This is a genomic window from Candidatus Accumulibacter phosphatis (genome assembly GCF_000024165.1).
In the GTDB taxonomy this organism is placed as follows: domain Bacteria; phylum Pseudomonadota; class Gammaproteobacteria; order Burkholderiales; family Rhodocyclaceae; genus Accumulibacter; species Accumulibacter phosphatis.
This window is the reverse complement of record NC_013194.1, coordinates 2,684,829-2,710,993: the sequence shown is the minus strand read 5'-3', so window position 1 is coordinate 2,710,993 and position 26,165 is coordinate 2,684,829. Positions and strand designations below refer to the sequence as shown.

20 protein-coding genes are annotated in these 26,165 nt (G+C 66.0%); 3 read left to right on the top strand and 17 right to left on the bottom strand.

Features of this window, described 5'->3' with window-relative positions; all coding sequences use genetic code 11:
• Window positions 1-86 precede the first annotated feature (86 nt).
• Window positions 87-614: a GNAT family N-acetyltransferase gene (locus tag CAP2UW1_RS11790; RefSeq protein ID WP_015766836.1), complete on the bottom strand. Its 528-nt coding sequence runs from the start codon at window positions 612-614 to the stop codon at window positions 87-89.
• A gap of 365 nt (window positions 615-979) precedes the next feature.
• Here CAP2UW1_RS11790 and CAP2UW1_RS26100 point away from each other — a divergent pair, with 365 nt between their 5' ends.
• The gene (locus tag CAP2UW1_RS26100) at window positions 980-1,150 is read left to right on the top strand and encodes a hypothetical protein (RefSeq protein ID WP_015766835.1); all 171 of its coding nucleotides are present in this window, start codon (window positions 980-982) and stop codon (window positions 1,148-1,150) included.
• Window positions 1,151-1,169: 19 nt separating this feature from the next.
• Here the strand turns inward: CAP2UW1_RS26100 and CAP2UW1_RS11785 are convergent, their stop codons facing one another.
• From CAP2UW1_RS11785 to CAP2UW1_RS11765, 5 genes are all read right to left on the bottom strand, one after another.
• Window positions 1,170-2,219, bottom strand: coding sequence for an alpha/beta hydrolase family protein (locus CAP2UW1_RS11785; RefSeq protein WP_015766834.1), 1,050 nt, complete (start codon window positions 2,217-2,219; stop codon window positions 1,170-1,172).
• Window positions 2,220-2,254: 35 nt separating this feature from the next.
• Window positions 2,255-3,913 carry a caspase family protein gene (locus CAP2UW1_RS23810; protein ID WP_015766833.1) on the bottom strand — a complete coding sequence of 553 codons (1,659 nt, stop codon included), beginning with the start codon at window positions 3,911-3,913 and terminating at the stop codon, window positions 2,255-2,257.
• Window positions 3,914-4,089: 176 nt separating this feature from the next.
• Window positions 4,090-6,696, bottom strand: coding sequence for a bifunctional aconitate hydratase 2/2-methylisocitrate dehydratase (locus tag CAP2UW1_RS11775; protein WP_015766832.1), 2,607 nt, complete (start codon window positions 6,694-6,696; stop codon window positions 4,090-4,092).
• Between the two features lie 279 nt (window positions 6,697-6,975).
• Window positions 6,976-7,605 (bottom strand): tRNA (guanine(46)-N(7))-methyltransferase TrmB, encoded by a 630-nt coding sequence (gene trmB / locus CAP2UW1_RS11770; protein WP_049778663.1) that lies wholly within the window; start codon window positions 7,603-7,605, stop codon window positions 6,976-6,978.
• 52 nt (window positions 7,606-7,657) lie between these two features.
• On the bottom strand, window positions 7,658-8,641 hold the full coding sequence (locus CAP2UW1_RS11765) for a tRNA dihydrouridine synthase (RefSeq protein WP_015766830.1): 984 nt from the start codon (window positions 8,639-8,641) through the stop codon (window positions 7,658-7,660).
• 351 nt (window positions 8,642-8,992) lie between these two features.
• Here CAP2UW1_RS11765 and CAP2UW1_RS11760 point away from each other — a divergent pair, with 351 nt between their 5' ends.
• On the top strand, window positions 8,993-10,531 hold the full coding sequence (locus CAP2UW1_RS11760) for a GGDEF domain-containing protein (RefSeq protein WP_015766829.1): 1,539 nt from the start codon (window positions 8,993-8,995) through the stop codon (window positions 10,529-10,531).
• Window positions 10,532-10,553: 22 nt separating this feature from the next.
• Here CAP2UW1_RS11760 and CAP2UW1_RS11755 read toward each other — a convergent pair whose 3' ends face one another.
• The 8 genes from CAP2UW1_RS11755 to CAP2UW1_RS11725 form a co-directional block, all read right to left on the bottom strand.
• Window positions 10,554-11,504: an RCC1 domain-containing protein gene (locus CAP2UW1_RS11755; protein ID WP_015766828.1), complete on the bottom strand. Its 951-nt coding sequence runs from the start codon at window positions 11,502-11,504 to the stop codon at window positions 10,554-10,556.
• Between the two features lie 47 nt (window positions 11,505-11,551).
• Entirely contained in the window at window positions 11,552-12,601 is a 1,050-nt protein-coding gene (locus CAP2UW1_RS11750) for a M14 family metallopeptidase (RefSeq protein ID WP_015766827.1), read from the bottom strand.
• Window positions 12,602-12,613: 12 nt separating this feature from the next.
• Window positions 12,614-14,035, bottom strand: a complete 1,422-nt coding sequence (locus tag CAP2UW1_RS11745) for a hypothetical protein (protein WP_015766826.1) — start codon at window positions 14,033-14,035, stop codon at window positions 12,614-12,616.
• Between the two features lie 182 nt (window positions 14,036-14,217).
• Window positions 14,218-15,183, bottom strand: a complete 966-nt coding sequence (locus CAP2UW1_RS11740) for a threonine dehydratase (RefSeq protein ID WP_015766825.1) — start codon at window positions 15,181-15,183, stop codon at window positions 14,218-14,220.
• Window positions 15,184-15,187: 4 nt separating this feature from the next.
• On the bottom strand, window positions 15,188-15,346 hold the full coding sequence (locus CAP2UW1_RS25565; RefSeq protein ID WP_199931456.1) for a hypothetical protein: 159 nt from the start codon (window positions 15,344-15,346) through the stop codon (window positions 15,188-15,190).
• 69 nt (window positions 15,347-15,415) lie between these two features.
• Window positions 15,416-17,398 carry a CHASE2 domain-containing protein gene (locus CAP2UW1_RS11735; protein ID WP_015766824.1) on the bottom strand — a complete coding sequence of 661 codons (1,983 nt, stop codon included), beginning with the start codon at window positions 17,396-17,398 and terminating at the stop codon, window positions 15,416-15,418.
• 36 nt (window positions 17,399-17,434) lie between these two features.
• Complete coding sequence (locus tag CAP2UW1_RS11730) at window positions 17,435-19,084, bottom strand: FecR family protein (protein WP_015766823.1); 1,650 nt, start codon at window positions 19,082-19,084, stop codon at window positions 17,435-17,437.
• Window positions 19,081-19,779, bottom strand: coding sequence for a response regulator transcription factor (locus tag CAP2UW1_RS11725; RefSeq protein ID WP_015766822.1), 699 nt, complete (start codon window positions 19,777-19,779; stop codon window positions 19,081-19,083). The genes CAP2UW1_RS11730 and CAP2UW1_RS11725 overlap by 4 nt, the downstream gene beginning before the upstream one ends.
• A 385-nt stretch (window positions 19,780-20,164) precedes the next feature.
• On the opposite strand from CAP2UW1_RS11725, the gene ettA reads away from it, so the two are divergent.
• Window positions 20,165-21,829, top strand: coding sequence for an energy-dependent translational throttle protein EttA (gene ettA / locus CAP2UW1_RS11720; RefSeq protein WP_015766821.1), 1,665 nt, complete (start codon window positions 20,165-20,167; stop codon window positions 21,827-21,829).
• Between the two features lie 7 nt (window positions 21,830-21,836).
• Here the strand turns inward: ettA and CAP2UW1_RS11715 are convergent, their stop codons facing one another.
• The 3 genes from CAP2UW1_RS11715 to CAP2UW1_RS11705 form a co-directional block, all read right to left on the bottom strand.
• Window positions 21,837-23,807: an acetoacetate--CoA ligase gene (locus CAP2UW1_RS11715; RefSeq protein WP_015766820.1), complete on the bottom strand. Its 1,971-nt coding sequence runs from the start codon at window positions 23,805-23,807 to the stop codon at window positions 21,837-21,839.
• Window positions 23,808-23,834: 27 nt separating this feature from the next.
• On the bottom strand, window positions 23,835-24,239 hold the full coding sequence (locus CAP2UW1_RS11710) for an acyl-CoA thioesterase (RefSeq protein WP_015766819.1): 405 nt from the start codon (window positions 24,237-24,239) through the stop codon (window positions 23,835-23,837).
• A gap of 118 nt (window positions 24,240-24,357) precedes the next feature.
• Window positions 24,358-26,151, bottom strand: coding sequence for an acyl-CoA dehydrogenase (locus CAP2UW1_RS11705; protein ID WP_015766818.1), 1,794 nt, complete (start codon window positions 26,149-26,151; stop codon window positions 24,358-24,360).
• Window positions 26,152-26,165 lie beyond the last annotated feature (14 nt).

The following is a 26,165-nucleotide window of genomic DNA, read 5'->3' as shown; positions in this document are numbered from 1 at the left end:
CGGCGAGCCCGCCCGAGCGGCGTGCCGCAGCGGCTGCGCCGCCGACCCCGCGGCCGGCGCATCCGGCACGAGCGGGCCGGCCGTAGTCAGAGCTGTCGTTCGACCGCGACCGTGCCCGGATCCTCAGCATCGCCGCGCAACGTGAAACCGAGCCGCCGCACGAAGCAGAGCATACGATGGTTGGTCGCCAGCACCGTACCGTTCATGCTCTGGAAGCCGCGTTCGCGGGCGGCATCCATCAGCGTCGTCATCAATATCCCGGCAACGCCGGAACCTTGCCAGGCATCGTCGACCGCGATCGCGAACTCGCAGCGTTCGGGCTGCGGTAAGCCCACATAGCGTGCGACGCCGACTTCGATCTCCTCGGCGCCCGCGGCGGCAACGGCAATCAGCGCCAGATGGCGATCGTAGTCGATGTCGGTGAAGTACTTCAGCTTGCTCGCCGACAACTCGTTCAGTTGCGACATGAAACGCGAATAGCGCGACTCTTGCGAAAGGTGGCGCACGAAATCCTGCACGATCTCGACGTCCCCGGGACGGATGGGACGGATGGTCACCCTCCTGCCGTCGGACAGGTCGCGCGTGCGAACCAGGCCCTGCGGATAGGCGGCCATCAGGGTCGGGCCTCGGGAGCGCGGCGAACGAGCGAATGGGCGCGGCTGCGGCCGCGGGTCGCGGGCTGGCGGATAGTGGACAGGCATGGCATGTTCGGGGCGACCTCCGGGCAGATCGCGAGTATCTCGCCGCCCCTCCCAACAAACAAGGGCCATCGCCCACAGGCTGCGACGCCATGGGCACACGGCTGTCGCTTGCCGCACGATCGCCGCCGGGGGGCGGCAAACCGTCGGAGTCGCACGATGGTCGGCACGGCCCGCGCGGCCCGACAGCCTATTGCTGTACATTCGTACAGCTTCATGCTAAGCTGTCTCCGGTCGCAGTGAGTTGCGATCAATTCATTCCTGCCGAGGAGTCGCTGACCATGAATCGTATCCAGAAGTGGTTTGAACAAATTGCCGTCGTTTGTCTCGAGGAGCGCCATCGCTGGGCTCTGGCTCAGGAGATTTTCGGCAAGCGGCGTGTCGATGTGTCGATGCTGGAAAAACCTGCCTGCTGGCGCCGCAGATCCCGCACCTATGGCGCTCCACGATAGCCGGCGGGTAGTCGCCCTCCTAGCCGGCAACGTTGAAGCGAGCGACGATTCCCGGATGCCGCAGGGGCCAACTGGCCAGAGTGTCGCTGTGGCCCTCGAAGAGCATTTTGAGGAACGCCACCGAGAGATCCTGGGTAGCCCGCTTCACTTGTGGGTTCAGGTTGGCGCCACCGGTGCCGGCGCGGTCGGTGAACATGCTGTGCGAGCCGCCGTCGAAGACCGCCAGTGTCTTGCGCGCACTCCCGGTCGCTTCGAAAACCGCAAGCCGGTCGGCGGCCGGCGAGTAGTAGCCGGGAACGCGGATCACGTCCTCGGTGGCCGTGATGTGCAGCGTGGGTATGCTCACGTGGCTCAGCACCTTTGCCGGGTCGCTCTCGCCGTAGAACGGCGGCGCGCTGATGACGATCGCGGCGCTGATGCGCGCGTCGCGATAGTCGAGCCACCGACCCTCGCGCTCGACGCGCGCACCGGCCGCCAGCAGCGCCGTGTTGGCTCCGTAGGAATGGCCGGCAGCGACGATGCGGCTGCGGTCGATCTGCTCGCCGCGCGGACCCGCCAGCAGGTGGTCGAGCGCGAAGTGCAGATCGTGTACCCGTGCGATCGCCTCGCTGTCCTGTGCAGCGCCCTGCAGGCGCTCGACTAGGCCGAACGGACTGCCGCCCCACAGCGAGCGGTCACTGCCCACATGCTGCAGATGCAGGCTGGCGATACCGTTGGCGGCGAAATGCGCACCCAGGTAGCTGTAGCCTCGGCGTGAACCGCCGAGACCGTGCGAGAAGACGACCAGGGGCACCCGCGCATCGGCAGCGACGCCCTGCGGCCAGTAGAGGCGAACCGGGACGGCGCGCCGCCGTACCGGATCGAACCAGTCCGCGTCGTGGACCGTGCCATGGTCGACCTGGGCCATGCCCTGGACGATGCCCTGGCCGGCTACTGGCGGCGAATCGACACGTGCGTTGAACGTGCACGCTGCCGCCAGCAGGATGCTGCAGGCGAGCGTCGTCAGGGCCGCGAGGCGTGTGCGCCGGCGTAGCGCACGCGGATCGGCGTGATCGTCGCCCGAGTTCACCGGGCCATGCCCTTCGACGTCATGTGACTTCCCTGTCAGTAAAAGGACGGTCGCCAGCCGCTCTGCTCCTTGTTCTTTTCGGATGCCACTGGCGCGGTGGGCGCGGTGGGCGAGGTCGCCACCGGCGCCCCGGCGGCGTACTCGATCAGCTCGATCCTCTCGCCGCTGACCACCGCGCCGTCCTTGCGAACCAGATTCTCCATGGCCAGAAAGCCGCGCATTCGTTCCGGCGCCACCCAGGCGGTGCGCTCGAGCTGGGCGCCGCTGGCGAGGACGACACCACGCGCTTCGATGCGGTAGCTGTCGAAGGTTCCGGCTGGCAGCGTGATGCGCTCGCGAGCGGCGACCCGCAACTCGAAGCGCACGTTGGCCTTCGAACCGTCCGGCTGGGTGACGATGAACTGTGCCGGCCAGCGTTTGCCGAGCGCATAGTCGTTGATGAAGAACTGATACGGCGTCCAGCGCGTGCCGTCGGGAGCCCGCACGTTGTTGCCGAAAAGGTCGGTCACCTTGCTGCCGTCGTTGTACTGCACCTCGTCGCCGACGATCCCGAGAACGGTATCGGTACTGCGTGCGGTCTCGGTCTGCTTGACCAGATCGACGGTACGATAGCTGTAGCGCTCGCCGGGGCGGAAGGCAAGTCCCTGGCCGCTGTAGGAAGCGGCCTTGCCGGTAGCTGCACCCGATACGCACATCTCGGGCCCAAGAGGTGGCGGGGCTGCCGCCTGGACAGGCTTTTCACCACGCTGGCGGAGGACCACATCGAGCCGATGCTGGGCGAGCTCGGCAAACTTGCCGCTCGGCCGCTGCCGGATGAAAGCCTCGAGCGGCTCGGGCGTGCTGGCTTCACGCAACGTGCTCCAGGCTGCAAGATCGGTTTCGAACTCCTTCTGCTCGCGGCTCAGGTCACGTCCGCTGCCGCCGACGAAAGCAAAGTCGCCTTCCAGAGAGGTGCTCTCCCAGGGGATCTGCGCGCCTTCGGACGCACGCCTGACCGCCAGCCGGACGCGTTTGAAAACGTCTTCGACCGGCGCACCCGGCACCTTCATCTCCTTCAGCAGGTTGTCGGTGTACAGCCCGTGCTCGCCCTCGCCGTCATCGGCGGTGTTGCCGGGCGCCGTGGCGTAGGCGAGCAGCGTCCCGGGTGGCGCGTCGAGTTGCGACAGCCCGCGCTCGTCGGTGCGAAAGTCGCGCCCGAAGGGGTTGTTGCGGCAGGCGTCGAGAATCACCAGATTGAGCGGGTTGCGCGCCCGAGCCAGGCTCTCGAGCAGCAGGCCGACGTCGACGCCTTGCGCGGCAATATCCGCCGGGCGCTGGATGCGCGCATCCACCGGCAGCATGAAGTTGCGCCAGTTGAGCTGCACGCCATGGCCCGCGTAGTAGAAGACACCGACCGCCTTGTTGTCGCGGGCAAGCGCGTCGCCGAAGCCGCGAATCGCGTCCTGCAGTTCGCGCCGCGGGGCGTCGACTTTCAGGGTCACGCGAAAGCCGGCTTCGCGCAGGCGGTCCGCCACCGCGCGCGCATCGCCGGCCGGATTCACCAGTGGCGCCTTGGCATAAGCGCCATTGCCGATCACCAGGGCGATGCGTCCGGCTACCTGTTCGGGCGCTGCGGCCGAGACGGCTAGGGGCATGAGGAGCGCCAGGCAGGTGCCGAGGGCGGTGGCTTGCTGGAAGGGTCGTCGCGCTTGCATGGTGGTCGGTTCTCCTGATGCTGATGAGTAGTAGATAGTCAAACGATCGGGCAACGATTTTGGCCGACGCTGTACGCCACATCGCCAAGCGCGTGCACAGCGACTGCTTCGCCAAAACAAACGCCCCCGGGAAAGAGACTCCCCGGGGGCGTTAGAGTTGCGTGCTGCGCGACGGTCTAGACGGTTACCGTATCCGCCACGTCGCTGAACTCCTTGATCTGGTCGAAGTTCATGTAGCGATAGACGTCGGCGGCCTTGGCGTTGACCGCCTGCACCTGGTCGAGATACTCGGCCGGCGTCGGGATCCTGCCCATCAAGGCGCAGACGGCGGCGAGTTCGGCCGAGCCGAGGTAGACGCGGGTGTCGATTCCGAGACGGTTCGGGAAGTTGCGCGTCGAGGTCGACATCGCGGTGCTGCCCTTGCGGATCTGCGCCTGGTTGCCCATGCACAGCGAGCAACCGGGCATTTCCATGCGCGCGCCGGACTTGCCGAGGATCGCGTAGTAGCCTTCCTCATTGAGGATCATCGCGTCCATCTTGGTCGGCGGGGCGATCCACAGGCGCGTCGGGATGTCGGTCTTGCCTTCGAGGACCTTGCCGGCGGCGCGGAAGTGGCCGATGTTGGTCATGCACGAGCCGATGAAGACTTCGTCGATCTTCTCGCCGGCGACCGTGGACAGGAGCTTGACATCATCCGGATCGTTCGGGCAGGCGACCAGCGGCTCGGTCACTTCGGCGAGGTCGATTTCGATCACCGCAGCGTACTCGGCATCCGCGTCGGCCTTCAGCAAATCAGGCTTGGCGATCCACGCTTCCATGGCCTTGATGCGGCGGCCGAGAGTACGCGCGTCGGCGTAGCCGTTGGCGATCATCCACTTCATCAGCGTGATGTTCGAGCGCATGTACTCGATGATCGGTTCCTTGTTCAAGGCCACCGCGCAGGCGGCAGCCGAACGCTCGGCCGCGGCGTCGGAGAGCTCGAAAGCCTGTTCGACCTTGAGATCGGGCAGCCCCTCGATTTCGAGGATACGACCGGAAAAGATGTTCTTCTTGCCTTTCTTCTCGACGGTCAGCAGGCCGGCCTTGATCGCGTAGTAGGGAATCGCGTTGACCAGGTCGCGCAGCGTGACGCCGCGCTTGCCGGCTTCGGCGAGCGAACCCTTGAAGCGCACCAGCACCGATTCCGGCATGTCGAGCGGCATGACGCCGGTGGCGGCGGCAAAGGCAACGAGGCCGGACCCGGCCGGGAACGAGATGCCGATCGGGAACCGGGTGTGCGAGTCGCCGCCGGTGCCGACGGTGTCCGGCAGCAACAGGCGGTTGAGCCACGAGTGAATGACGCCGTCACCCGGACGCAGGGCGACGCCGCCACGCGTGCTGATGAAGCTCGGCAGCTCGCGGTGCATCTTGACGTCGACCAGCTTCGGATAGGCGGCGGTATGGCAGAACGACTGCATCACCATGTCGGCCGAGAAACCGAGGCAGGCGAGATCCTTCAACTCGTCGCGGGTCATCGGACCGGTCGTGTCCTGCGAGCCGACAGTGGTCATGCGTGGTTCGCAATAGGTACCGGGCAGGATGCCCTTGCCTTCCGGCAGACCGCAGGCGCGGCCGACCATCTTCTGCCCCAGCGAATAACCCTTGCCCGGGTCGGCGGGGTTCTGCGGCAGGCAGAACAGCGTCGACACCGGCAGCCCAAGCGCCTCGCGTGCCCGGGTCGTCAGACCGCGGCCGATGATCAGCGGAATGCGACCGCCGGCGCGCACTTCATCAAGGATCACCGGCGTCTTCAATTGCGATTCCGCGATCACGGCGCCGTTCTTGAGCGCGGTCACCTTCGAAGTGGCGGTATCGATCTTCAGTTCGATCTCGTCGCCCATGTCCATCTGGCCGCAATCGATCTCCACCGGCAACGCGCCGGCGTCTTCCATGGTATTGAAGAAGATCGGCGCGATCTTCGAGCCCAGGCAGACGCCGCCGAAACGCTTGTTCGGGACAAAGGGAATGTCTTCGCCGGTAAACCAGAGGACCGAGTTGGTCGCCGACTTGCGCGACGAGCCGGTGCCGACGACGTCGCCGACGTAGGCGATCAGGTTGCCCTTCCTGGCGAGTTCCTCGAGCTGCTTGATCGGCCCGCGCTCGCCCGGCTTGTCGGGGTCAATTCCCGGCCGCGCGTTCTTGAGCATCGCCAGGGCGTGCAGCGGGATGTCGGGACGCGACCAGGCGTCCGGTGCCGGCGACAGGTCGTCGGTGTTGGTTTCGCCGGTGACCTTGAAAACGGTCAGCTTCTGCGACGCAGGGACTTGCGGACGCGACGTAAACCACTCACCGTCGGCCCAGCTCTGCAGCACCGACTTGGCGTTGGCGTTGCCCTTGTCGGCAAGTTCCTTGACATCGTGGAAGAAGTCGAAGACGAGCAGCGTTTTCTTCAGCCCTGCGGCAGCGATCGCCCCGGTCGGGCCGGTGAGCAGGTCGATCAGCGGCTTGACGTTGTAGCCACCGAGCATCGTGCCGAGCAATTCGGTCGCTTTCTCCTTGGTGACAAGCGCGCAGGCCTCTTCGCCCTTGGCCACCCGCGCGAGAAACTCGGCCTTGACCTTGGCCGCGTCGTCGACTCCGGCCGGAACACGATAGGTGATCAGCTCGACCAGATTCTCTTCTTCACCCTGCGGCGGGTTCTTCAGCAGGCCGACGAGTTCCTCGGTCTGCCTCGCCGTCAGCGGCAGAGGCGGAATACCAAGCGCAGCGCGCTCGGCGACATGGGCACGATAGGATTCCAGCACGGCGACGTCCTTTCTCAAAGGTTGTACAGCGGCAAAAACACAATTGTACTGCAAGGCCAGAAGCGTCGCTGAGACAAGAGATCCCCGCTGCCGGCGATCTCGACTCGGGTAGTGCGGACTTCCTCTGCTCGGCCTGCCTGTGTGTATTATATAAGACACAAGAGTCGATGTGAACAGTGTGCCGTGGGCTCGTCGGCCGCCCGCCGCCCGCCGCCTGGCGCGGCGGCGGCATGCCTGCGGCAACTCGCGACAGCCTGTGCGGCGGAGCCGCCGCCGCAATCAACCCAGATCGATGACGGTGCGAAACAGGCGGTGGCCGGAGGCCAGGTACTTGCGCTCGAAGGGAGTCATGGCGGCCGCAGGACAGTAGGGCTCGCAGGCAACCGGCCGTCGAGTCAATCGTTGCACAGCGAAGCAGAGTTCCTCCACGTAGAGCGGCCAGTTGCTTCGACACTCGAGCACGCCGGCCAGCCCGAGCAGGGTGGGAAACACCGGATGACCGTGCCAGCGCCGGCCAAGGTGCCCGATCTTCGGCCACGGGTTGGGGTAGAGCAGGTAATGACGAGCCAGCCGGACACCGCTGTCGTGCAGCAGGCGCCAGTAATCGACGACATCGGCACGCACCAGATCGAGATTCGGCGGCCACCCGCAAGCGTCGCGCTGCTGGCGAGCCAGACGGACTGCCGACTGGTCTACGCCGATCACGTAGTGGGACGGGAACTGCCTGGCCAGATGGACACTGCTCTCCCCTCCTCCGCAGCACGAATCGAGAATCAGTGGCGAACCCGGGGCATTGCGCAGGAAGCGCTCGAAGCTGTCGGCAAACGCGACCCGGTTGTGGTCTGCGTAAGGCTTGCGGAAGGGCGAATGCGTATGGCGTGCGAGCAGGATCGGCAGGTGTTCGTGCATGGTGGTCTGCGCGCTCGTGGGGACGCGCGAGTTTCCCGGCGTCTGCCGCCGCTCAGCCACTGGCGGAATGATCGGCGACGCCATGGCGCTCGAGCACACGAGTGACGTCGCCGACATCGCTCAGCGTGCGAACTCCCAGGAACAGCGCGTCGGCTTCGGCGAAATTCCGCCGCAGCGCGCTCAACCAGAGCTTGAGTCGGCCCGGCGCCTGGCGGGCCGAAACCTTGCGGCATACCTGCTGCCAGTACGACGCGAGCAAGGGCTGCAGTTGCCGCCAGTCAGCCGAGCGATCCGCTGCGATCGTCTCGCCGGCTACCCGGGAACGGATATGCCTGACCAGAAATGGATCGGCGACCGCACCTCGGCCGATCATCACGTCATCACTGCCGCTGACCAGACAGCAGCGGGCATGATCGGCGGTGGTCCACACCTCGCCATTCGCCGTCACCGGCCGCTGCACCACCTCGCCGATACGGGCGACCCATTCCCAGTGGGCGGGTGGACGATAACCCTCGGCGCGGGTGCGCGCGTGCACCACCAGCGAGTCAATGCCCCCCGCGGCAAGCGCCCGTGCACAATCAAGCGTGCGTGCCGTGTCGCTCACCCCCAGGCGCATCTTGGCCGTAAACGGGATCCCGGCCGGCACCGCGCGCCGCACCGCCGCCACGATGCGGAACAACTGCTCGGGATCGGCAAGGAGTCGGGCCCCGCCACCATGACGATTCACCGTCGGTGCCGGACAACCGAAGTTGAGGTCGATGCCGGCCGGCGACAATTCGGCCAACTGCGCCGCGTTCTCGGCCAGACACCCCGGGTCGCTACCGAGAAGCTGGACCGCCACCGGCGTCCCCGCGGCGGTACGGCAACCTCTCGCGAGTTCCGGACAAATGCGGCGGAAGGCTCGCGGCGGCAGGAGGTTGCCCGACACGCGGACGAACTCGCTCACCGCCAGATCGTAGGTGCCGACACGCGTCAGCACGTCACGCAGGACGTCGTCGACGAGACCTTCCATTGGCGCCAACAGCAGTTTTCCCATGCTCCACCTGATCTCTGCCAGTGCGGGGTCACTCGACTCGACCGCGCGTCCGGCGGGCGCTGGTTCGCCGAAACATTCTTCGGCACTCGCGGAAGGCTGTCGTCCCGCGCAGCCGCGTGCCCTTTCCGCTTTCCTTCGCACGTCCTGTTGCAACGAAGCACAGCAGCTGATCACCAAACAGCAGGTTGCGCCGATCAATTCCCACACGCTACCACCTCTCCGCGCTAAAATGCAAAATCGGTTGCACACTATGCAAGAGTGGCGATTCGAGGCCGGTCTCACCGGGCTCCCAGAATCGTCACCCCCTGAAAGCCATCACGCCCCGTTTTTGTGACGCTGACTGTTCGCTGAATGATCGACACCAAGAATCCTCGCGAGGTGGCCCGCGAAGCCCTCATGCAGTTGAGCGCACGCAAGCTACTGCCGACGCCGGCCAACTATCAGGCCTGTTACAACGAGATCGCCAGGCTGCCCAACGTGGCGGGTTTCCCCGAAGCGCAGCTTCGCCAGATCGTGATGGCACTTCCCGTCAAGAACCCGAAGCAGAAGGAAGGCGTCGAACAGCTCGCCATTGCCGTCGGCAAGCGCAGCTGGCAGTGCGTGCAGCAGGCGCTGATCGCGCTGGCTACCGCCGAAACGCCAGCGACGGAGAACGGCAACGTCGCCCCCGTGCCGTCCTCAGAAAGCACGGTGCCCGCATTTCTCGGCGAGTTGCTGGCCAGACTGACACGCCTGATCGAAGATCTCCTGCCGGCGCTGGGGGACCAGGATACCTGGTTGTCCGAGCAGGCCCTCGAACTGCTGCAAGCCCTCAAGAACCAGCCGACCGACATCCCCGGCCTGCTCGTGCTGCTGACGGGCTTCAGCCGGCGGGTATCGCTGGCTGCTGAAGAGCAGGGAGAAATACGCCAGACCCTGCTCAAGCTCCTGCACCTGATCATCGAGAACATTGGCGAACTGACTCTTGATGAGGAATGCCTGCAGGGCCAGATCGACGCCCTCGTCAAGGCCGTGGCGCCGCCCCTCAGCCTGCGCCGCCTGGACGACGTCGAGCGCCGCCTGCAGGATGTGATCGCCAGACAGCGCGAGGCCAAGGAGCGGAGCCTGGAAGCCCAGGAGGCGATGCGCCAGATGCTGGCGGCGTTCCTCGACCAGTTGTCGGCAATGAACCAGTCCAGTTCGGCCTTCCAGGTCAGCATCGAGGCCAGCGCACAGCAGCTTGCCACGGTGCGAACGATCGAGGACCTGACGCCGCTTCTCAAGCAGGTGATCGACGCGACGCGCGCCATGGCCGAAGACACCGGTTACGCCCACGAACAACTCGCGGCCCTGCAGTCTCGAGCATTGGCCACCGACGCCGAACTCTTCAGGTTGCACCAGGAACTTCACCAGGCCAGCGCGTCGGCCCGCCACGACCCCTTGACCGACACCCTCAACCGCCGCGGCCTCGACGAAGTGCTGGCTCGCGAGATTGCCGGCGTGCGCCGCAAGGAGGCACCGCTCTGCGTGTCGCTGCTCGATATCGACAATTTCAAGACCTTAAACGACCGGCTTGGGCACGCCTCCGGTGACGAGGCCCTGATTCATCTGGTACAGGTCGTCCGCCAGCACCTGCGTCCAATCGACACCCTGGCGCGTTACGGCGGTGAGGAATTCGTGATCCTGATGCCCGACACGGCCGTAGCCGCCGGCATCGAAGCGATGAAACGCCTGCAGCGGGAGCTCACCCGCAACTTCTTCCTTGCCGGCAACGAAAAGATCCTGATCACCTTCAGCGCCGGCGTCGCCCAGTTGACTGCCGAAGAGTCCGGCGAGGATGCCATCGCACGCGCCGATCAGGCGATGTACCTGGCCAAGCGGGCCGGCAAAAACCGTGTCATGGGCGCGTGATGCTCACCCGACGGCGCGCCGGCTAGCGATCGAGGTTGATCTGGCGGGGTCCGCGACCGCCATCCCAGGCCCACAGCTTGCCATCCGCGGAAAGCGCAATCGTCGACCCGGCGCCGGCCGCAACGGTGACGATATTGTCGGCAATCTTCTTCGGTTCGATCGCAAACCCACTGCCCCAGGCCCACAGTGAACCGTCCTCGCGGATCGCCAGCGAATGCGAGGCACCGGTGGCGACTCCCCTGGCACCGGAAAAGATGCTGCCCCAGGTGACAGCCTTGTCACCCAGCCCATGCTTCGAGAGTGGGCCGTTGATGTTGCCGCCGGTCCCGAACACCTGCCCGTCGCTCGCCAGATAGAGGGCGTGCCCGGTGTGCGCGCGGACTGCCAGGACCTGCGCGGCGGTCTTGACGAAATCGTTGCCGGCGCTGGTGCGGCCGTCGCCGTACTGACCCCGACTGCCAAGGCCGCGGACATGCAGGTCGCCACCGGGGGTGATCAGGTAATCGGTCCCGTCGCCGACGGCAGCCGCCAGCGCCCTCTCGGCGATCTTGCGCGGCGGCTCCCGGCCGCTCCCTTGCCACAGGCTCCTGCTCCGGTTGATCGCCAGCCAGCCCGACTGGCCCGCCGCGAAACTGACGACGTCGCGCATCAGCACGCCGGCGTTGGCCGACGATGCCGACCAGGTAAGCAGGCTGCCGTTCTTGCGCAGCGCATAGTAGGCGTCCTTGCCGACACCGACCTGAACGGCGTCGGACATCATCGGCACCGGTCGCTCCCGGCCAATCCAGCCGTAGGCCGTGCCGCCGATGATCGCCATATGGCGATCGTAGTACGCCGCCAGTTGCTCACCGGAACTGTCGGCGAGTACCGCCGGAGCGCCGCTCGACATCGCCAGCGCCACGACCAGTCCGGCCAGCGGCGCTCTCCGAGCCACCTGCAGCGACCGCGACACTCGCGTCAGCGAGATTCTCATCCGTCTCTCCGATGCCAACTCGCCAGCGACGCCAACGCGGCGCCCGCTCAGTCCTGGAGTGTGTCGCACAATTCGCGCGCCACGCGCTCGCGCCGCGGGAAAGGCAGACGCTCCATCAGATAACACAGGCAGTCCTGCCGTACCACCCGCTCGTCGAGGGTCAGCATCGCCGGCGTCGATGGCCGACGCAAGCTGATCGTGCCGCCGTCGCAGGCGAAGAACTCGCCAGCCAGATCGCGGCCGCTCTCATCCCGTACCTCGAGCGGCGAAGACAATCGCGTGCGACCGAACACCGCACCGGGTTCGAGCTGCCGGAAATTCATGTGATCGAGCTGCGGATCGAAATCGATGTCGGCGAGACGATTGCCAAAACCGAAGGACACCGCCGCCGGCACCCGCACCGTCGCGACGGTGTGATACAGGTCGATGTCCTGCTCGTGCACGTCGTGCGCGGGAAAGCTCGCCAGATGCAGGCAGGCCTCGATGAAACGCGCCGCGTGGGCCTCGTTCGCCGGCGTCCCGGGCTTGCCGCACTCGACGGTGATCGATGGACAGAGCGGCGAGAAGGCCGTCGTCTGCGTGCCGGGCAAGCCGCGGAACCAGACGACGGTACGCGAAAACAACAAGGCCAGGTGCAGGACAGCCGGATCGAGCCGGTTGACCACGCCGTAGTGCGGATTGATGCCGGTGTTGTTGTGGATATCGATACTGGCAAACAGGCCACCCGCCTGCATACGGCAATGCACATCGCTCATCGCGGCGTGCTCGGGAGCGTCCGCATGTTGCTCGGTACCGGGCCAGACGCGGTTGTAATCGGGCTGGTGATCGAGTCGGCGCAGCCCGTCGCGCGCCGCCGCGACGTTGCCGACCAGAATCGACAGCGCCCGCGGCAGCGGCCGCTGCGCGTGCGCGCGCAGCACGCTCTGCAGCGCAACGACGCCGCTGTCCTCGTTGCCGTGCAGGAGCACGGAGACGAACAGCGGTGCCGGACGTCGTCCGGGCAAGTGGATCAGTGTCGGGCCAGGCAGCAAACGGTGCAGTTCGCAGGCGGGGGTGTCGAGAAAGCGTTCGGGCAGGGAGTCGAGGATGGTCAGCATGAAGAAGTGGGCTCAGATTGGCCATTCATGTACGGGCATGAGACGGCGCTGGTGCGCAAGATAGTCGGCGGTCAGCCGGAAAAAGTCGTGGTATTTCGCGTAGTGGGCCAGTTGCCAGTTGGCGCCGTTCTGGCCGCTCTGCAGGCGGGCGGCGATCACCCCCAGGTAGCGCTCGACGTCGCCGGCGGCCAGATCGAGCTGTGCCAGCCCGACGCGCGCCATCGGCAGCAACTCGCGCGCCAGCAGTTCGGCGGCCGTTGCGCGTTGCCCGTCGAACCAGACCAGAGGCGCCTGCAGACCGTAGCGTGCCGCCCGGTAGAAGTTGTCGCGCGCAACGGCGAACGGGATCCGCGCTTCGGGAGCCACTGTCTGGCTCGCCAGCATGTGTACCACGCCATAGTAGAAGGCGGCGTTGGCGATCATGTCGATGATGCTCGGACCGGCCGGCATCACCCGCTGCTCGACGCGCAGATGCGGCGCCCCGCTGTCGTCGAAGCCGATCAGCAGCCGGTTCCAGCGCCAGATGGTGCCGTTGTGCAAGCGCAGATGGGCGTACGAGCCCACCGGCCCCGGCACCTCGAAGGGCAGCAGCACCGCGTAGGACGACAGGTTCTCGGCGAAGCAGGCGGTCGGGTCGGCCCCCAGATAGCCCGACCCGAACGTGACGCGCAGGTGCTCCGGATGTCCCGGATCACAGCAATCGACAGCCTGCTCGAAGAGCGGTACGCGCGTCTCGTGCCAGAGCGCCCGCTCGAAAAGAAACGGTGAATTCGCCGCCAACGCGACCAGTGGCGCGGCGAGGATCATCGACGCGTTGTAGGTACGCGCGGCCGCACTGGCCGGTGTCTGCAGGTGCACCTGAAACGAAGTGGTTGCCGCCTCGAGCATGACGTCGGTGTGTGTGGTGGACAGGCTGTCGATGCCGACGATGTCGAGCGTCAGCGGTCGACCGCCGCGCAGCGTCAGGATCTGCTCGTTGAGCATGGCGTAACGTCGATACGGCGACATGCTGGCCGGCGACAAATCGCTTTCGCGAAGCGTCGGCAGTATACCGATGGCAATCAGCGCGGCCGCGTCGTCGCGCGCCACTCGCAGACACTGCTGCCAGGTGGCCGTGAGTTCGCCTTCCAGTCTTGACAGCGCCGTACCGCACAAGCGCTGCGGCGTGCCGTTGAGTTCGACGTTGAAGCGCGATAGTTCAGGTACCACCAGTGGATTGTTCATGCGCGCCAGAAACGCCATGTTTCGTGGCACCGGAAAGAACTCGTCGTCGACCAGCCACGCCTCGAGTTCGAACCCCGCTACCGTCCCGGTGTTCGCGAAGTCGCCGCGCGCGTAGGCGGCGCGCGCATGACGCGTTTCCACTGCGAGCCGCCGGCCGAAACGCACGAAGTCGTCCGCCGTGAAAGCATCGCCGCCAATTTCCTTGCCCATCGGCCGTATCCCCCGAAGTGAGCCCTGAAGCCCCTTCCCACCGGGCCCAGTCTAAGCGTCATGCCTTTTTGGTTTGTTGCGGTAGATCAAGTTCCCGCACGACACCGCCAGCCTGATCAGACCCAGCGGTCGGGTCGGCGCCGACGAGCCGGTGACCGCCCATTCATCGACTCCGGCAACGGTCAGCCTGTGCAGCGGTTCGCCAGGACGTCGGCAAGAAGAGCGCGATCGATGTTGCCTCCGGAGAGGACCACCGCAGTCCGCCGGCCGGCCAATCGGGATCTTTCCTGCCGGGCAGCGGCAAGCGCGGCGGCGCCCGCACCCTCGGCGGCATTGTGAGTGCAGGTGAAGAGGATGCGGATCGCCTCGGCCACCTCGCTGTCGCTGACCTCGACGATCCGGTCGACTCCCCGCCAGATCACCTCGAGCGCTTCCGGCTGTGGCGTACGACACGCCATCCCGTCGGCAAGCGTCGTGGTCACCGGCGCTTCGCGGACCTCTCGCGCGGCGAACGAAACGGCGTAGGCTGGAGCCTGCGCCGAGACGACCCCGACCACCTCGGTCTTCAGCCCGAGCGCGTCACGTGCGGCCACCATCGCGCAAATCCCCGAGCCGAGACCGATGGGTACATAGACGGTCGACAAGTCGCGCACCGCGCGGAAAAGTTCCAGCGCGTAGCTGGCGACACCGCTGACCAGCAAGGGGTGGAAGGACGGTACCAGATGCAGACCCAGTTCGTCGGCCAGGCGCCCGGCGTGCTCGCGCGCCGCCTGGAAATCGTCTCCGTGCTCGATCAGGTCGACACCCAGCGCGCGCATCGCGGCGTTCTTCTCGATGCTGTTGCCGTGCGGAACGACCACTCGCGCGCTCAGGCCATGTAGCCAGGCCGCCAGGCCGACCGACTGGCCGTGGTTGCCACGGGTGGCGCTGATGACGCCCGTGACCGTGCTATTGCTCGCCAGGTCGGCAAAGTAGACGAGGCCGCCGCGCAGCTTGAAGGCGCCGACCGGCGTGTGGTTTTCGTGCTTGACCCAGACTTCCGCACCCAACTCCTCGCAAAGCAGGGGCCAGCAGTACTGCGGCGTTGCCGGCATCGCCGAGTAGACGATACGCGCCGCCGACTCGATATCGTGAAGAGAGAGGAACATGGGATCAAGCCTCAGACAGGTTAACGCCGGCAATCAGCGAACGAGCTGCCGGCGGTGCCGCGACGACGTGGCACGGCAGCCGGTCGAACGCTGCCAGCAGGTCGACCAGAGCGTCGAGCGCCGGCTCACTCGGATGAAAGTCGGGAACTCGAACGATTCTCACCCTCAGAGCTTACCAAGAAATCACGCTGCCGCGGTCAAACCGGCCGCCGCGACTCCACTGGAAGTCGCTTCACGGCACACGTTCCGGCTCCCCGCGGTCAGCCCCCGGCAAACGCACCCAAAACCTGATCGCGCCGTCAGAGCATTCGACCCCCGCCTGCCCGCCGTGTCCCTCGGCGACCGCGCGCACGTAGTAGAGCCCCAGGCCGGTACCGGACGACGCGGAGGCTCCACGCTCGCCGCGGCTGAAACGCTTGAAGAGCCTCGCCACGAGGTCGGCAGGCAAGGCCGGTCCAGCATTGCGGACCCAGAGCTCGACGTCCCCGTCGCCCGCGCAGTCGAGGCCAATGGTGACCGCCGTTCCCCGCGGCGCATGGTGAAGAGCGTTGTGCACCAGATTGGCGACGCTGCGCTGGAGCGACTCGAAGTCGCCATCGATCCAGACCGGCTCGTCAGGCAATTGCCGGACCAGGGGCAGTTGCCTCTGCCTGGCCAGAGAATGGAACTCGTCGACCGCCTGATGCATCAGCGAGGTCAATTCGATCTCCTCCATCGCTTTCCGATCGAGTGCTTCGGCGCGGGCCAGCCAGAGGAAGGACTGCGCCATGCCAAGAGCACGCCGTAGCGCCGGCAAGAGGCGTGCCTGATCGCAGGCGTCCCCACTTTCCAGCTGGGACAGCACGCCCGCCAGTGGTGCGCGCAGATCGTGCGAGATGAACGCGAGCGCCTCGTTACGCTGGGCTTCCAGCGCCCGCATCGTCCGCTGCGCCGCCTGCACCCAGGCGATCCGCTGCTCGAAACCGAGCCGGCGTATCTCGGCAGGCGAAGCGACCGCCACCTCTCGTTGCGGCAAGCTCGCCCGCAACTGCCGTAGCTCCTGGTCGAGATGGCGGCGGGCCGCCTCGAGCCGCCGCCAGCTCCACAGCGGAAAGGCAAAAAGCCCGGCCAGCAGGACACCGGCCGGCGGAAACCAGCGCTGCAGCAGGCCGGGCAGGAGCGCACAGGCCGTGCCCACGGCGAGCACCCACAAGCTGCTCGCCAACAAGCCGGCGAGCGGCATCAGGCGCGGCAGCCAGAGCAGCGGAACGACAGCCAGCAGAGCCGCCAAGAGCAGCGTGGACAGGGTCGGCAACGCCGAGATCAGACGTCCGTCGCGCATCGACAGGAGAACGTTGGCCTGGACCTCGACGCCTGGCATCGGCTGGCTGAGCGCCGAGACCGGCGTCGGCAGGAAGTCGCCAAGACCGACCGCGGTGGCGCCGACGAGGACGATCTTGCCGGCAAACATTTCCGGCGGCATGTTCCCCACCAGCACCTGCGCGTACGACACGCGCGGCACGCTGCCCGGCGGGCCGACGAATTCGAAGCGCCGCATCTCTTCCCGCACCAGCAGATGACTTGCTGCCGCCGTACCGGCCGCGCCCGATCCCGCTTTGCCGGCGGATGTCGCCGGTAGCCGGCCGGCCAGGCGCAAGGTCTCCTCGGCCAGCAAGGGCCAGGCCGCCGTGCCGACGCCTTCGCGCAGATCCACCGAGCGGGCGATGCCATCCTCGTCGAGGCGAACGCCGATGCGGCCAATGCCGGCGGCGACGGCAGCCAGCGGCTGAATCGGCGGCGTTTCGAGCAATTGCCCGCCGACCCGCGTCGACTCGATGACCAGCGGCAGCACGACGCGACCGCAGGCGGCGATAGCATCGGCGAGCGCGGCATCGGCGAACGGCTCGTCGCTCTTCTCGCTGAACGCAATATCGATGGCGACCACGGCGGGATCGCTGGCGCAGAGCGTCCGCAACAAGCGGGCATGGCGGTCGCGCGACCACGGCCAGCGGCCGAGCAGATCGAGGCTGTCTTCATCGATGGCGACGATCAGCACGTCATCCGGTACCGGCCGCCAGTTGAGGCGCTGTCCGAGATCGAAGACGAGGTGATCGACGCGGGTCAGCAGGCCGCTGCTGCTGATCGATACCGCGATCAGCAGCAGCGGCAGCGCGACGCGTACTACTTCGCTAGCGAAGCAGCGCCTGAAGGTCCTGAAGGAAGTCCGGCCAGGCATGGAGACAAGGCCTTGCGGCGGGCAAATCGGCGCGCGTCAAAGAACGAGCGGTACCAGCAACAGCAGGAGCAGCCACAATCGGCCTGACGGCACGTCGATCTTCTGGACGACCAGCGGACCGGGCGTGTTGTCGCTGCGATCGAGCAAGCGCACGCCGAGGTAATAGGTTCCGCCATCGGGGCGCGGCAGGTCGAGCGTGCCGTCGCTGGCTTGTGCCTGCGCAAGCGCCGGTTCGAGGCCCGGCGCGGACGCGAGAATGGCCTCGTAGACCAGCCCCTCGGGCGGCTTCGGCAGGTTCAGGCGGATCGTCTCGGAAGTACAGTCGAGAGCCGCCCGACCGAGGTCGACCGGGCCCAGCCCCGGCTGGTAAGTAAATCCGGCAGCGACGCTCCACGGACCTTGTTGATCGGCGGCGTCGAGGCTGGCGGCCCGCCAGTAGAGGCCACCGGCCGGCAGATCCTCGGCAACGGGCCAGGTGTTCTGCTCGGTCGTCGCATCGTGCAGCGGTCGGGCGAAGTCGGGTTCGCCGGCGACCTGCAGGCGATAACGGGCCACTCCCTGGACGCTGGTCCAGGCGAAGGTCGGACGGGCGGTACGTATCGTCGCCGAGTCACCGGGACGGTTGAGGCCCGGCGGGAACGGCCGCGCGAAAACGACAAACGGGTGGACGGCGTCCTGCCCCTGCAGCCCGTTCGTATCGATACCCCGCAGACGCAGCACGTAGTCGCCGTTGGCGAGGTCGGCGAAGCTCAACGACTCGCCACGCGCCGTCTTGCTGAGCAGAATGCGATCAAACGACTTGTTCGGCGCCACCTGGCCCAGCCACGCCTCCGCACCGGGCGGTTGCGGCAGGGGAAAGCGCATCGGCAAGTGCTCGAAACGCGACGGCAAGGTAGACACGTCGGGCGCGGCCAGCAAGGGTACCGGCTTGATCGGTTGGTCACCGACGCGGGCGATCGTTCCCATGCCGCGCGGTACGTTGACGCTCCTGCCGCCGCCACTGACGCCGACGAGCCCGGCCAGGGTCTCTTCGCGACTCAGCTTGCTGTCCACGCCGACGCGGAAGCTGGTACCGCGAACCACCGCCTGTGCCGACGGCGTCTGGATCAGCAGGCGCTGATGCGCGCGCTTTGCCGGGTTGGCGATGATGTCGGTCTGGCCACGCTGCAGGCGCAGACGCGTATCGGCCATCAAGCCGCCGGCAAAAACACCGAGCGAGTCGAGAACGATCAATGAATTTGGCGACAGCAGGACGGTGCTACCATCCGCCAGACGCAACAGGGCGCTGGCGTCGTCGAGGGTTTCCAGCGTGCTCCCCGAGCCCAGGCGCTGGCCGCTGCTGGCCGCTTGCCAATCGCCATCGCCACGGCGCCAGCGCACCGCGCCGCTGCTCGTCGCGAGGGTCGCGGCGGCAGGTAGCCGACGCAGCCAGGCCGCCGGAATGCGCAGGACCGTTCCAGGCATCAGGTGGTAAGGATCGTCGACCTGGTTGGCCTGCTGCACGGCCGGCCACTGCCGGACGTCGATCAGGTAGCGCTCGGCGATATTGATCAGCGTGTCGCCGGGCCGTACCGTGTAGCGCCAGACTGGCAGTTCCGCCGCGCGGCCGGCGGTCGCCGCGCCGGCCTGCAGGGAAACGGCGAGCAGCAGGACGGTCAGCATCCTTGGCAAGATGGCAGCGTTCATACGGAATCCTTCTCACGGTCCAGACGGTAACCGTGCCCGTAGATCGAAATCAGCCGCCAGCCGAACTCCGGCGTCAGGCCGAGTTTCCGCCGCAGAATGCTGACATGCACGTCGACGGTGCGCGTATCGACATCAGGGGTCAGCGACCAGACGACCTGAATCAATCGCTTGCGGCTCAGCGCACGGCCGATGTTCTGGAACAGGTAAAGCGCCAGATCGGTTTCCCGCTCGGTCAGCACGATGAGCTGGTCATCGAGCGCCAGTTGCCGCCGGCCATGATCGACGGTCAGCCGACCGAAATCCTGCACCAGCGAAGCGCCGGCAACTCCTTGCTGTCGGCGTGTCACCGCCTGCAGCCGCGCCAATAGCAGCGGCCGGGACAGGGGCTTGACGATGTAATCATCGGCACCGGCGTTGAGCACGGCGACGACGTCCTCCTCGCTGTCACGACCGGTGGTAAAGATGACTGGCGGCATCGCCTGCCGCAACTTGATCTGCAGACGTGCGAGCACCTCGGTGCCCGACAGGTCGGGCACCAACCAGTCGATCAGGCAGGCGTCGAAACGCCGACTCACGACCGCCTGCGCACAGGCGACACCGCTGGTGAATAGATCGACTTCATGCCCAGCCTGCCGCAGCCAGTCGCATACCGTGGCCGCAAGCTCCGTGTCGTCTTCGAGGTAGGCAATTTTCATGGCGGGGACGCGAGCTGCAAGAGCATGCGTGACAAACCGGGGTCGAAACGGCGAAGTGGCGGGAGCGCCGCCTAGTGGTGACGAACGCCGACCCTGATTCTAGCGCGACGGATAGCCATCACCAAACGGAATTCCTGTCCGAGCATGCCCACAAACCTGGCTTCGATGACATGCCTGTCGGCCAGGGCGACTGTCGCGCAACGAAGTTGGTGCCGTCCGACAACCGTGGAGCGACGAGGCGCCGACGCTGGAACTGCTCCGCAAGAACGCGTAGCGAACCACAAACCGCCACTGTCAGCCACTCTCAGGTAGACTTGCTCTCGCGTCGGGCGCGACAGCGTGCGCCCGGCAACCGTTTTCCACTTTTGGATCGGCATTCAAAGCCATGGCTCAATACGTATTCACGATGAACCGCGTCGGCAAGATCGTCCCGCCCAAGCGGCAGATCATCAAGGACATCTCGCTTTCTTTCTTTCCGGGCGCGAAGATCGGTCTTCTCGGTCTCAACGGCTCGGGCAAGTCGACGGTCCTGCGCATCATGGCAGGAGTCGACAAGGACATCATCGGCGAAGCGACGCCGATGCCCAACCTGAAGATCGGCTATCTGCCGCAGGAACCCTTGCTCGACCCGGAAAAGACCGTCCGCCAGGAAGTCGAATCGGGACTCGGCGAGGCGTTCCAGGCGCAGGCAATGCTGGAACAGGTGTACGCGGCCTATGCCGAAGACGACGCCGATTTCGACAAGTTGGCCGAGGAGCAGGCGCGCCTCGAAGCGATCATCGCCGCCGCCGGCTCCGACCTCGGCAGCCAGCTCGAGCTCGCCGCCGACGCCTTGCGCCTGCCGGCATGGGATGCGCAGATCGGCAAGCTCTCCGGAGGTGAAAAGCGCCGTGTCGCGCTCTGCAAGCTGCTGCTCTCCCGGCCGGACATGTTGCTGCTCGACGAACCGACCAACCATCTCGACGCCGAATCGGTCGAGTGGCTGGAACAGTTCCTGGTGCGCTTTCCGGGCACGGTGGTGGCCGTCACACATGATCGTTACTTCCTCGACAACGCTGCCGAGTGGATTCTCGAACTCGATCGTGGTCAGGGCATCCCCTGGAAGGGCAACTACTCGAGTTGGCTGGAACAGAAGGAAGCCCGTCTGGAAACCGAAGGCAAGCAGGAAGCCGGCCGCATCAAGACGATGAAGCAGGAACTGGAATGGGTCCGCCAGAGCCCGAAGGCGCGGCAGGCCAAGAGCAAGGCGCGTCTGTCCCGGTTCGAGGAACTGTCGAGTGTCGAATACCAGAAGCGCAACGAGACGCAGGAGATTTTCATTCCGGTAGGCGAGCGTCTGGGCAGCAAGGTGATCGAGTTCAGGAACGTCAGCAAGTCTTTCGGCGACCGCTTGCTGATCGACAAGCTGAGCTTCAACGTGCCACCCGGAGCGATCGTCGGCATCATTGGCCCGAACGGCGCCGGCAAGTCGACGCTCTTCCGCATGCTGATTGGCCAGGAGCAGCCCGATTCGGGCGAGGTCGAGATCGGCAGCACGGTCAGGCTCGCCTACGTCGACCAGAGCCGCGATTGCCTCGACGGCAGCAAGACAGTTTTCGAGGAGGTCTCGGGCGGTGCCGACATCCTTACCGTCGGCCGCTACGAAACGCCGTCGCGCGCCTACATCGGCCGTTTCAACTTCAAGGGTGCCGATCAACAGAAACAGGTTGGCCAACTCTCGGGAGGCGAACGCGGTCGCCTGCACATGGCCAAGACGCTCATCGCCGGCGGCAACGTCCTGCTCCTCGACGAGCCGTCAAACGACCTCGACGTGGAAACGCTACGGGCGCTCGAAGACGCCCTGCTCGAGTTTGCCGGTAGCGTCATGGTGATTTCACACGACCGTTGGTTTCTCGACCGCATCTGCACGCATATCCTCGCCTGCGAGGGTGATTCGCAGTGGACCTTCTTCAGCGGCAACTACCACGAGTACGAGGAAGACAAGAAACGCCGCCTGGGAGAGGAGGCGGCAAAGCCGAAGCGGATTCGCTACAAGCCGATCAGCCGCTGAGACCCCATCAGGTCTGCAGTTCGGCCCGGTCCCGGAAGAACTCCAGCGCCTCCGGATTGGCCAGCGCTTCGACATTCTTCACGGGTCGGCCATGGACGACGTGGCGGACGGCGAGTTCGACGATCTTGCCGCTCTTCGTGCGCGGAATGTCGGCGACCTGCAGCACCTTCGCCGGGACGTGGCGTGGCGTCGCGTTCTGGCGGATCTGCTGCTTGATGCGGGCGATCAGCGCGGCGTCGAGAGACATGCCGTCGCGCAGCTTGACGAACAGCACGACGCGCACGTCGTGCTCCCAGTCCTGGCCGATGACCAGCGATTCGACGACTTCCGGCAGTTGTTCGACCTGCCGATAGATCTCGGCGGTGCCGATGCGCACGCCACCCGGGTTGAGAACGGCGTCGGAACGGCCGTGGATGATCATCCCCTCGTTGGCGGTAATTTCGACGAAATCACCGTGACACCAGACGTTGGCGAAGCGGGCGAAATAGGCGGCGTGGTACTTCGCGCCGTCCGGATCGTTCCAGAAACCGACCGGCATCGCCGGGAAGGGTGCGGTGCATACCAGCTCGCCGCGTTCGCCGCGGCCCGGGGGAATCGCTTGGCCGTCGTCGTCGAAGACGTCCACCGCCATGCCGAGGCCGCGGCATTGCAGCTCGCCGCGGTGTACGGGCAGAAGCGGGCTGCCCAGCGCAAAGCACGAGAGGATGTCGGTACCGCCCGAAATCGACGCCAGCAGCAGGTCCGCCTTGATGTCGCGATAGACGTAGTCGAAGCTCTCCGGTGCCAACGGGCTGCCGGTCGAGAACATCACCCGTAGCGGCTCGAGCCGATGCGTTTCGTGCGGCTTCAGGCCGCTCTTGGCAATCGCGTCGATGAATTTTGCCGACGTGCCGAAATGCGTCATTCCCTCGGCGTCGGCGTAGTCGAAAAGGATCGTTCCGGGTTGGCCCGCGGCGGTGCGAACGAAGGGCGAGCCGTCGTAGAGCAGCAGTGTCGCCTGCGAAGCGAGGCCCGAGACCAGCCAGTTCCACATCATCCAGCCGCAGGTGGTGAAGTAGAAAATCCGGTCGCCGGGTCGCACGTCGCCATGCAACTGGTGCTCCTTGAGGTGCTGCAACAGCGCGCCACCGTGACAATGCACGATGCACTTCGGAACGCCGGTGGTTCCCGATGAGAACATGATGAAGAGCGGATGTGCGAAGGGCAGCGGTGTGAACTCGATCGCGCCGGCGGTGAACGGTGCGACGAAATCGGCCCAGGCTACGCCCTTGGCAAGCGCCGCCACGTCGGGGGCGGCGTCGACATAGGAAACGACGACGCTGCGTGCCAGCGACGGCATGCGTGCGGCGACTTCGGCGTTCTTCGCCATGCAGTCGACCGGCCGGCCGTTGTACCAGTACGCGTCGACGCAGAGCAGGACCTTGGGTTCGATCTGCCCGAAACGGTCGAGAACTCCCTGTACGCCGAAGTCGGGCGAGGCCGACGACCAGATGGCGCCGAGCGAGGCCGTGGCAAGCATCGCGATGATCGCCTCGGGCATGTTCGGCAGATAGGCGGCGACGCGATCGCCCCTACCGACGCCGGCGGCGGTCAGTGCCTGCGCGCAACGCGAGACCTCGGCGTTCAGCTGGCGATAGGAAAGGCGGCGTCTGAGCTGCGCTTCGCCCCAGAAAACGAGGGCATCGGCGTCATCGTGGCGACGCAGCAGATTCTCTGCATAGTTGATCCGGGCTTGCGGAAACCAGCGCGCGCCGGGCATTCGCTCGCCACTTTCGAGCACCTTCTCGCCGCGCTCACCATACACGCCACATTCCTCCCAGACGGCTGTCCAGAAAGCCGCCGGCTGGGTGACCGACCAGCGCCACAGGCTGCCGTAATCCGTGCAGTCGGCGTGCCAGCGGCGGTTGACCGCCGCGATGAAGACATTGAGCCGGGCGGCGGCGATACGTTCGGCGCTCGGGCGCCAGAGTGGCTCCATTCCCCTCCTCCCTTTCGACAAAGAAAGCTAGGACAGCGCGGCGCGCAGACCCTCCGGGATCGGCACCGACTTGCCGGTGTCGACGTCCATCCAGACGATCTTGGAATCGCCGGTGGCGTAGAGCGTGTCGTCGCCCTGCAGGCGAATCTCGTAATGCGTCTGGACGCTGCTGCGGCCCGGATGGTCGCAGAACATCCGGACTTCGACGACGCCAGGATAGTTGATCGGCACCAGGAAGGTGCAGGCAGCGTTGATGATCACCGGTGCCGTGCCGTGCGGCATCACCTTGAAGCCGAGTCCTTCCAGGTATTCGCAGCGGCACTGCTCGGTGTAGCGGAAGTAGATGGTGTTGTTGACGTGACCATAGGCGTCCATGTCACCCCAGCGGATGGGGATCAGCGACGTCTGGACGAGTTTGCGTTGACTCTGCATTGCGGTTCCTGTTCTGGTGTGCTGGTCTACCCTTTCCGGCCGCGACGCACCGCCCAGCGCAACGGCACGTCGGCCAGCGGCCGTCCTGTCGAACGGCCGCTGGTGCCCGGCAGCGGGATCAGAACATGTCTTCGTGCAGCGCCATCACGCCTTCGGCGCCATCGGTCACGCTGCTCGCCAGGCCAGCCGCCCCGGACAGTACATGGTCGGCGTAGAAGCGCGCGGTGACGACTTTCGCCGGGAAGAACGGGTCGCCGTCACCGGCGTCGACCTTCGCCTGCGCGATCAAGGCGGCGCGTGCCATTTGCCAGCCACCGGCAACGATGCCAAGCAGCTTCAGGAACGGCACCGCGCCAGCCGACGCCGCGCGGACGTCCTTGCCGTAGGTGGCGACCACCCACTCGCCGGCGGTTGCCAGCGCATCGACACCAGCGGCCAGGCGGCTGCGGATGGCCGCAAAATGCGCGCCACCCTGCTTCGCCAGATCGCTGTCGAGCGCGCGCATCATGGCGATTACGGACTTCAGCGTGGCGCCGCCCTCGCGTGCCATCTTGCGGCCGATCAGGTCGTTCGCCTGGATGCCGGTGGTACCTTCGTAGATCGTCGAGATCTGCGCGTCGCGCAGGTGCTGAGCGGCACCGGTTTCCTCGACGTAGCCCATGCCGCCATGCACCTGCACGCCGATCGAGGCGATGGTGACGCCAGACTCGGTACTCCAGCCCTTGACCACCGGGATCATCAGATCGACGAAGGCCTGATTGCGTTTGCGGGTTTCGGCGTCGGCGTGATGCACCGCCGCATCGTGCGCAGCCGCGACCACGTAGGCCAGCGCCCTGGTCGCTTCGGCGTAGGACTTCATGGTCATCAACATGCGGCGCACGTCGGGATGCTGGATGATCGCCACTTTCGGCCCACCGCGCACGCCGATGTCGGTACATTGGATGCGATCGCGCGCATAGTCGCGCGCCCGCTGATAAGCGCGCTCGCAGGCCGCAACGCCTTCCAGGCCGACGCCGAAACGCGCCGCGTTCATCATGATGAACATGTATTCCAGGCCACGGTTCTCCTCGCCGACCAGATAGCCGATCGCTCCGCTGTGGTCGCCGAAGGCCATGATCGCCGTCGGGCTGGCGTGGATGCCGAGTTTGTGTTCGATCGACACGCAATAGGCGTCGTTGCGCGCGCCCAGGCTGCCGTCGTCGTTGACCAGGAACTTCGGCACGACGAACAGTGAGATTCCCTTGACCCCTTCGGGAGCGGTCGGGGTCCGCGCCAGCACCAGGTGGATGATGTTGTCGGCCATGTCGTGCTCACCATAGGTGATGAAGATCTTCTGGCCGAAGATCTTGTAGCTGCCGTCGGCCTGCGGCTCGGCGCGCGTGCGCACGGCAGCGAGGTCGGAACCAGCGCTCGGCTCGGTGAGGTTCATCGTGCCGGTCCACAGACCGCTGACCATCTTCTCGAGATAGGTCGCCTTGAGGGCGTCGGAACCGGTGAGAACGAGCGCCTCGATGGCGCCGGCGGTGAGCAGCGGGCACAGCGAAAACGAGTGGTTGGCCGACTTCCACATTTCGTTCACCGCGGCGGAAACGACCTTCGGCAGTCCCTGGCCACCCCATTCCGATTCGGCGGCGAGTGCCGTCCAGCCACTGTCGGCGAAAAGCTTGTAGGCCTCCTTGAATCCGGCCGGCATGGTCACCGCCTTGTCGTGCCAGCGGGCTCCCTCCTGGTCACCCGACCAGTTGAGCGGCGACAGGACGCCTTCCGCGAACTTCGCCGCTTCCTCGAGAACGGCATCGACGAGATCCGGCGTTGCTTCTTCGCAGCCCGGCAGCTGCGCCACCTGTTCCAGCCCGGCCAGTTCCTTGAGCGCGAACTGCATGTCGCGCAGCGGGGCGATGTATTCACTCATTTGCTTCTCCTCTT

What these genes read in the sequence shown, in the direction of transcription:
- CAP2UW1_RS26100 (WP_015766835.1), top strand. Translation starts at nt 980, where the DNA reads ATGAATCGTATCCAGAAGTGGTTTGAACAAATTGCCGTCGTTTGTCTC.
- CAP2UW1_RS11725 (WP_015766822.1), bottom strand. Translation starts at nt 19,779, where the DNA reads ATGAAAATTGCCTACCTCGAAGACGACACGGAGCTTGCGGCCACGGTA.
- CAP2UW1_RS11735 (WP_015766824.1), bottom strand. Translation starts at nt 17,398, where the DNA reads ATGCCTGGCCGGACTTCCTTCAGGACCTTCAGGCGCTGCTTCGCTAGC.
- CAP2UW1_RS11745 (WP_015766826.1), bottom strand. Translation starts at nt 14,035, where the DNA reads ATGGGCAAGGAAATTGGCGGCGATGCTTTCACGGCGGACGACTTCGTG.
- CAP2UW1_RS23810 (WP_015766833.1), bottom strand. Translation starts at nt 3,913, where the DNA reads ATGCAAGCGCGACGACCCTTCCAGCAAGCCACCGCCCTCGGCACCTGC.
- CAP2UW1_RS11710 (WP_015766819.1), bottom strand. Translation starts at nt 24,239, where the DNA reads ATGCAGAGTCAACGCAAACTCGTCCAGACGTCGCTGATCCCCATCCGC.
- CAP2UW1_RS11755 (WP_015766828.1), bottom strand. Translation starts at nt 11,504, where the DNA reads ATGAGAATCTCGCTGACGCGAGTGTCGCGGTCGCTGCAGGTGGCTCGG.
- CAP2UW1_RS11790 (WP_015766836.1), bottom strand. Translation starts at nt 614, where the DNA reads ATGGCCGCCTATCCGCAGGGCCTGGTTCGCACGCGCGACCTGTCCGAC.
- trmB (WP_049778663.1), bottom strand. Translation starts at nt 7,605, where the DNA reads ATGCACGAACACCTGCCGATCCTGCTCGCACGCCATACGCATTCGCCC.
- CAP2UW1_RS11765 (WP_015766830.1), bottom strand. Translation starts at nt 8,641, where the DNA reads ATGGGAAAACTGCTGTTGGCGCCAATGGAAGGTCTCGTCGACGACGTC.
- ettA (WP_015766821.1), top strand. Translation starts at nt 20,165, where the DNA reads ATGGCTCAATACGTATTCACGATGAACCGCGTCGGCAAGATCGTCCCG.
- CAP2UW1_RS11705 (WP_015766818.1), bottom strand. Translation starts at nt 26,151, where the DNA reads ATGAGTGAATACATCGCCCCGCTGCGCGACATGCAGTTCGCGCTCAAG.
- CAP2UW1_RS11715 (WP_015766820.1), bottom strand. Translation starts at nt 23,807, where the DNA reads ATGGAGCCACTCTGGCGCCCGAGCGCCGAACGTATCGCCGCCGCCCGG.
- CAP2UW1_RS11740 (WP_015766825.1), bottom strand. Translation starts at nt 15,183, where the DNA reads ATGTTCCTCTCTCTTCACGATATCGAGTCGGCGGCGCGTATCGTCTAC.
- CAP2UW1_RS11730 (WP_015766823.1), bottom strand. Translation starts at nt 19,084, where the DNA reads ATGAACGCTGCCATCTTGCCAAGGATGCTGACCGTCCTGCTGCTCGCC.
- CAP2UW1_RS11760 (WP_015766829.1), top strand. Translation starts at nt 8,993, where the DNA reads ATGATCGACACCAAGAATCCTCGCGAGGTGGCCCGCGAAGCCCTCATG.
- CAP2UW1_RS11750 (WP_015766827.1), bottom strand. Translation starts at nt 12,601, where the DNA reads ATGCTGACCATCCTCGACTCCCTGCCCGAACGCTTTCTCGACACCCCC.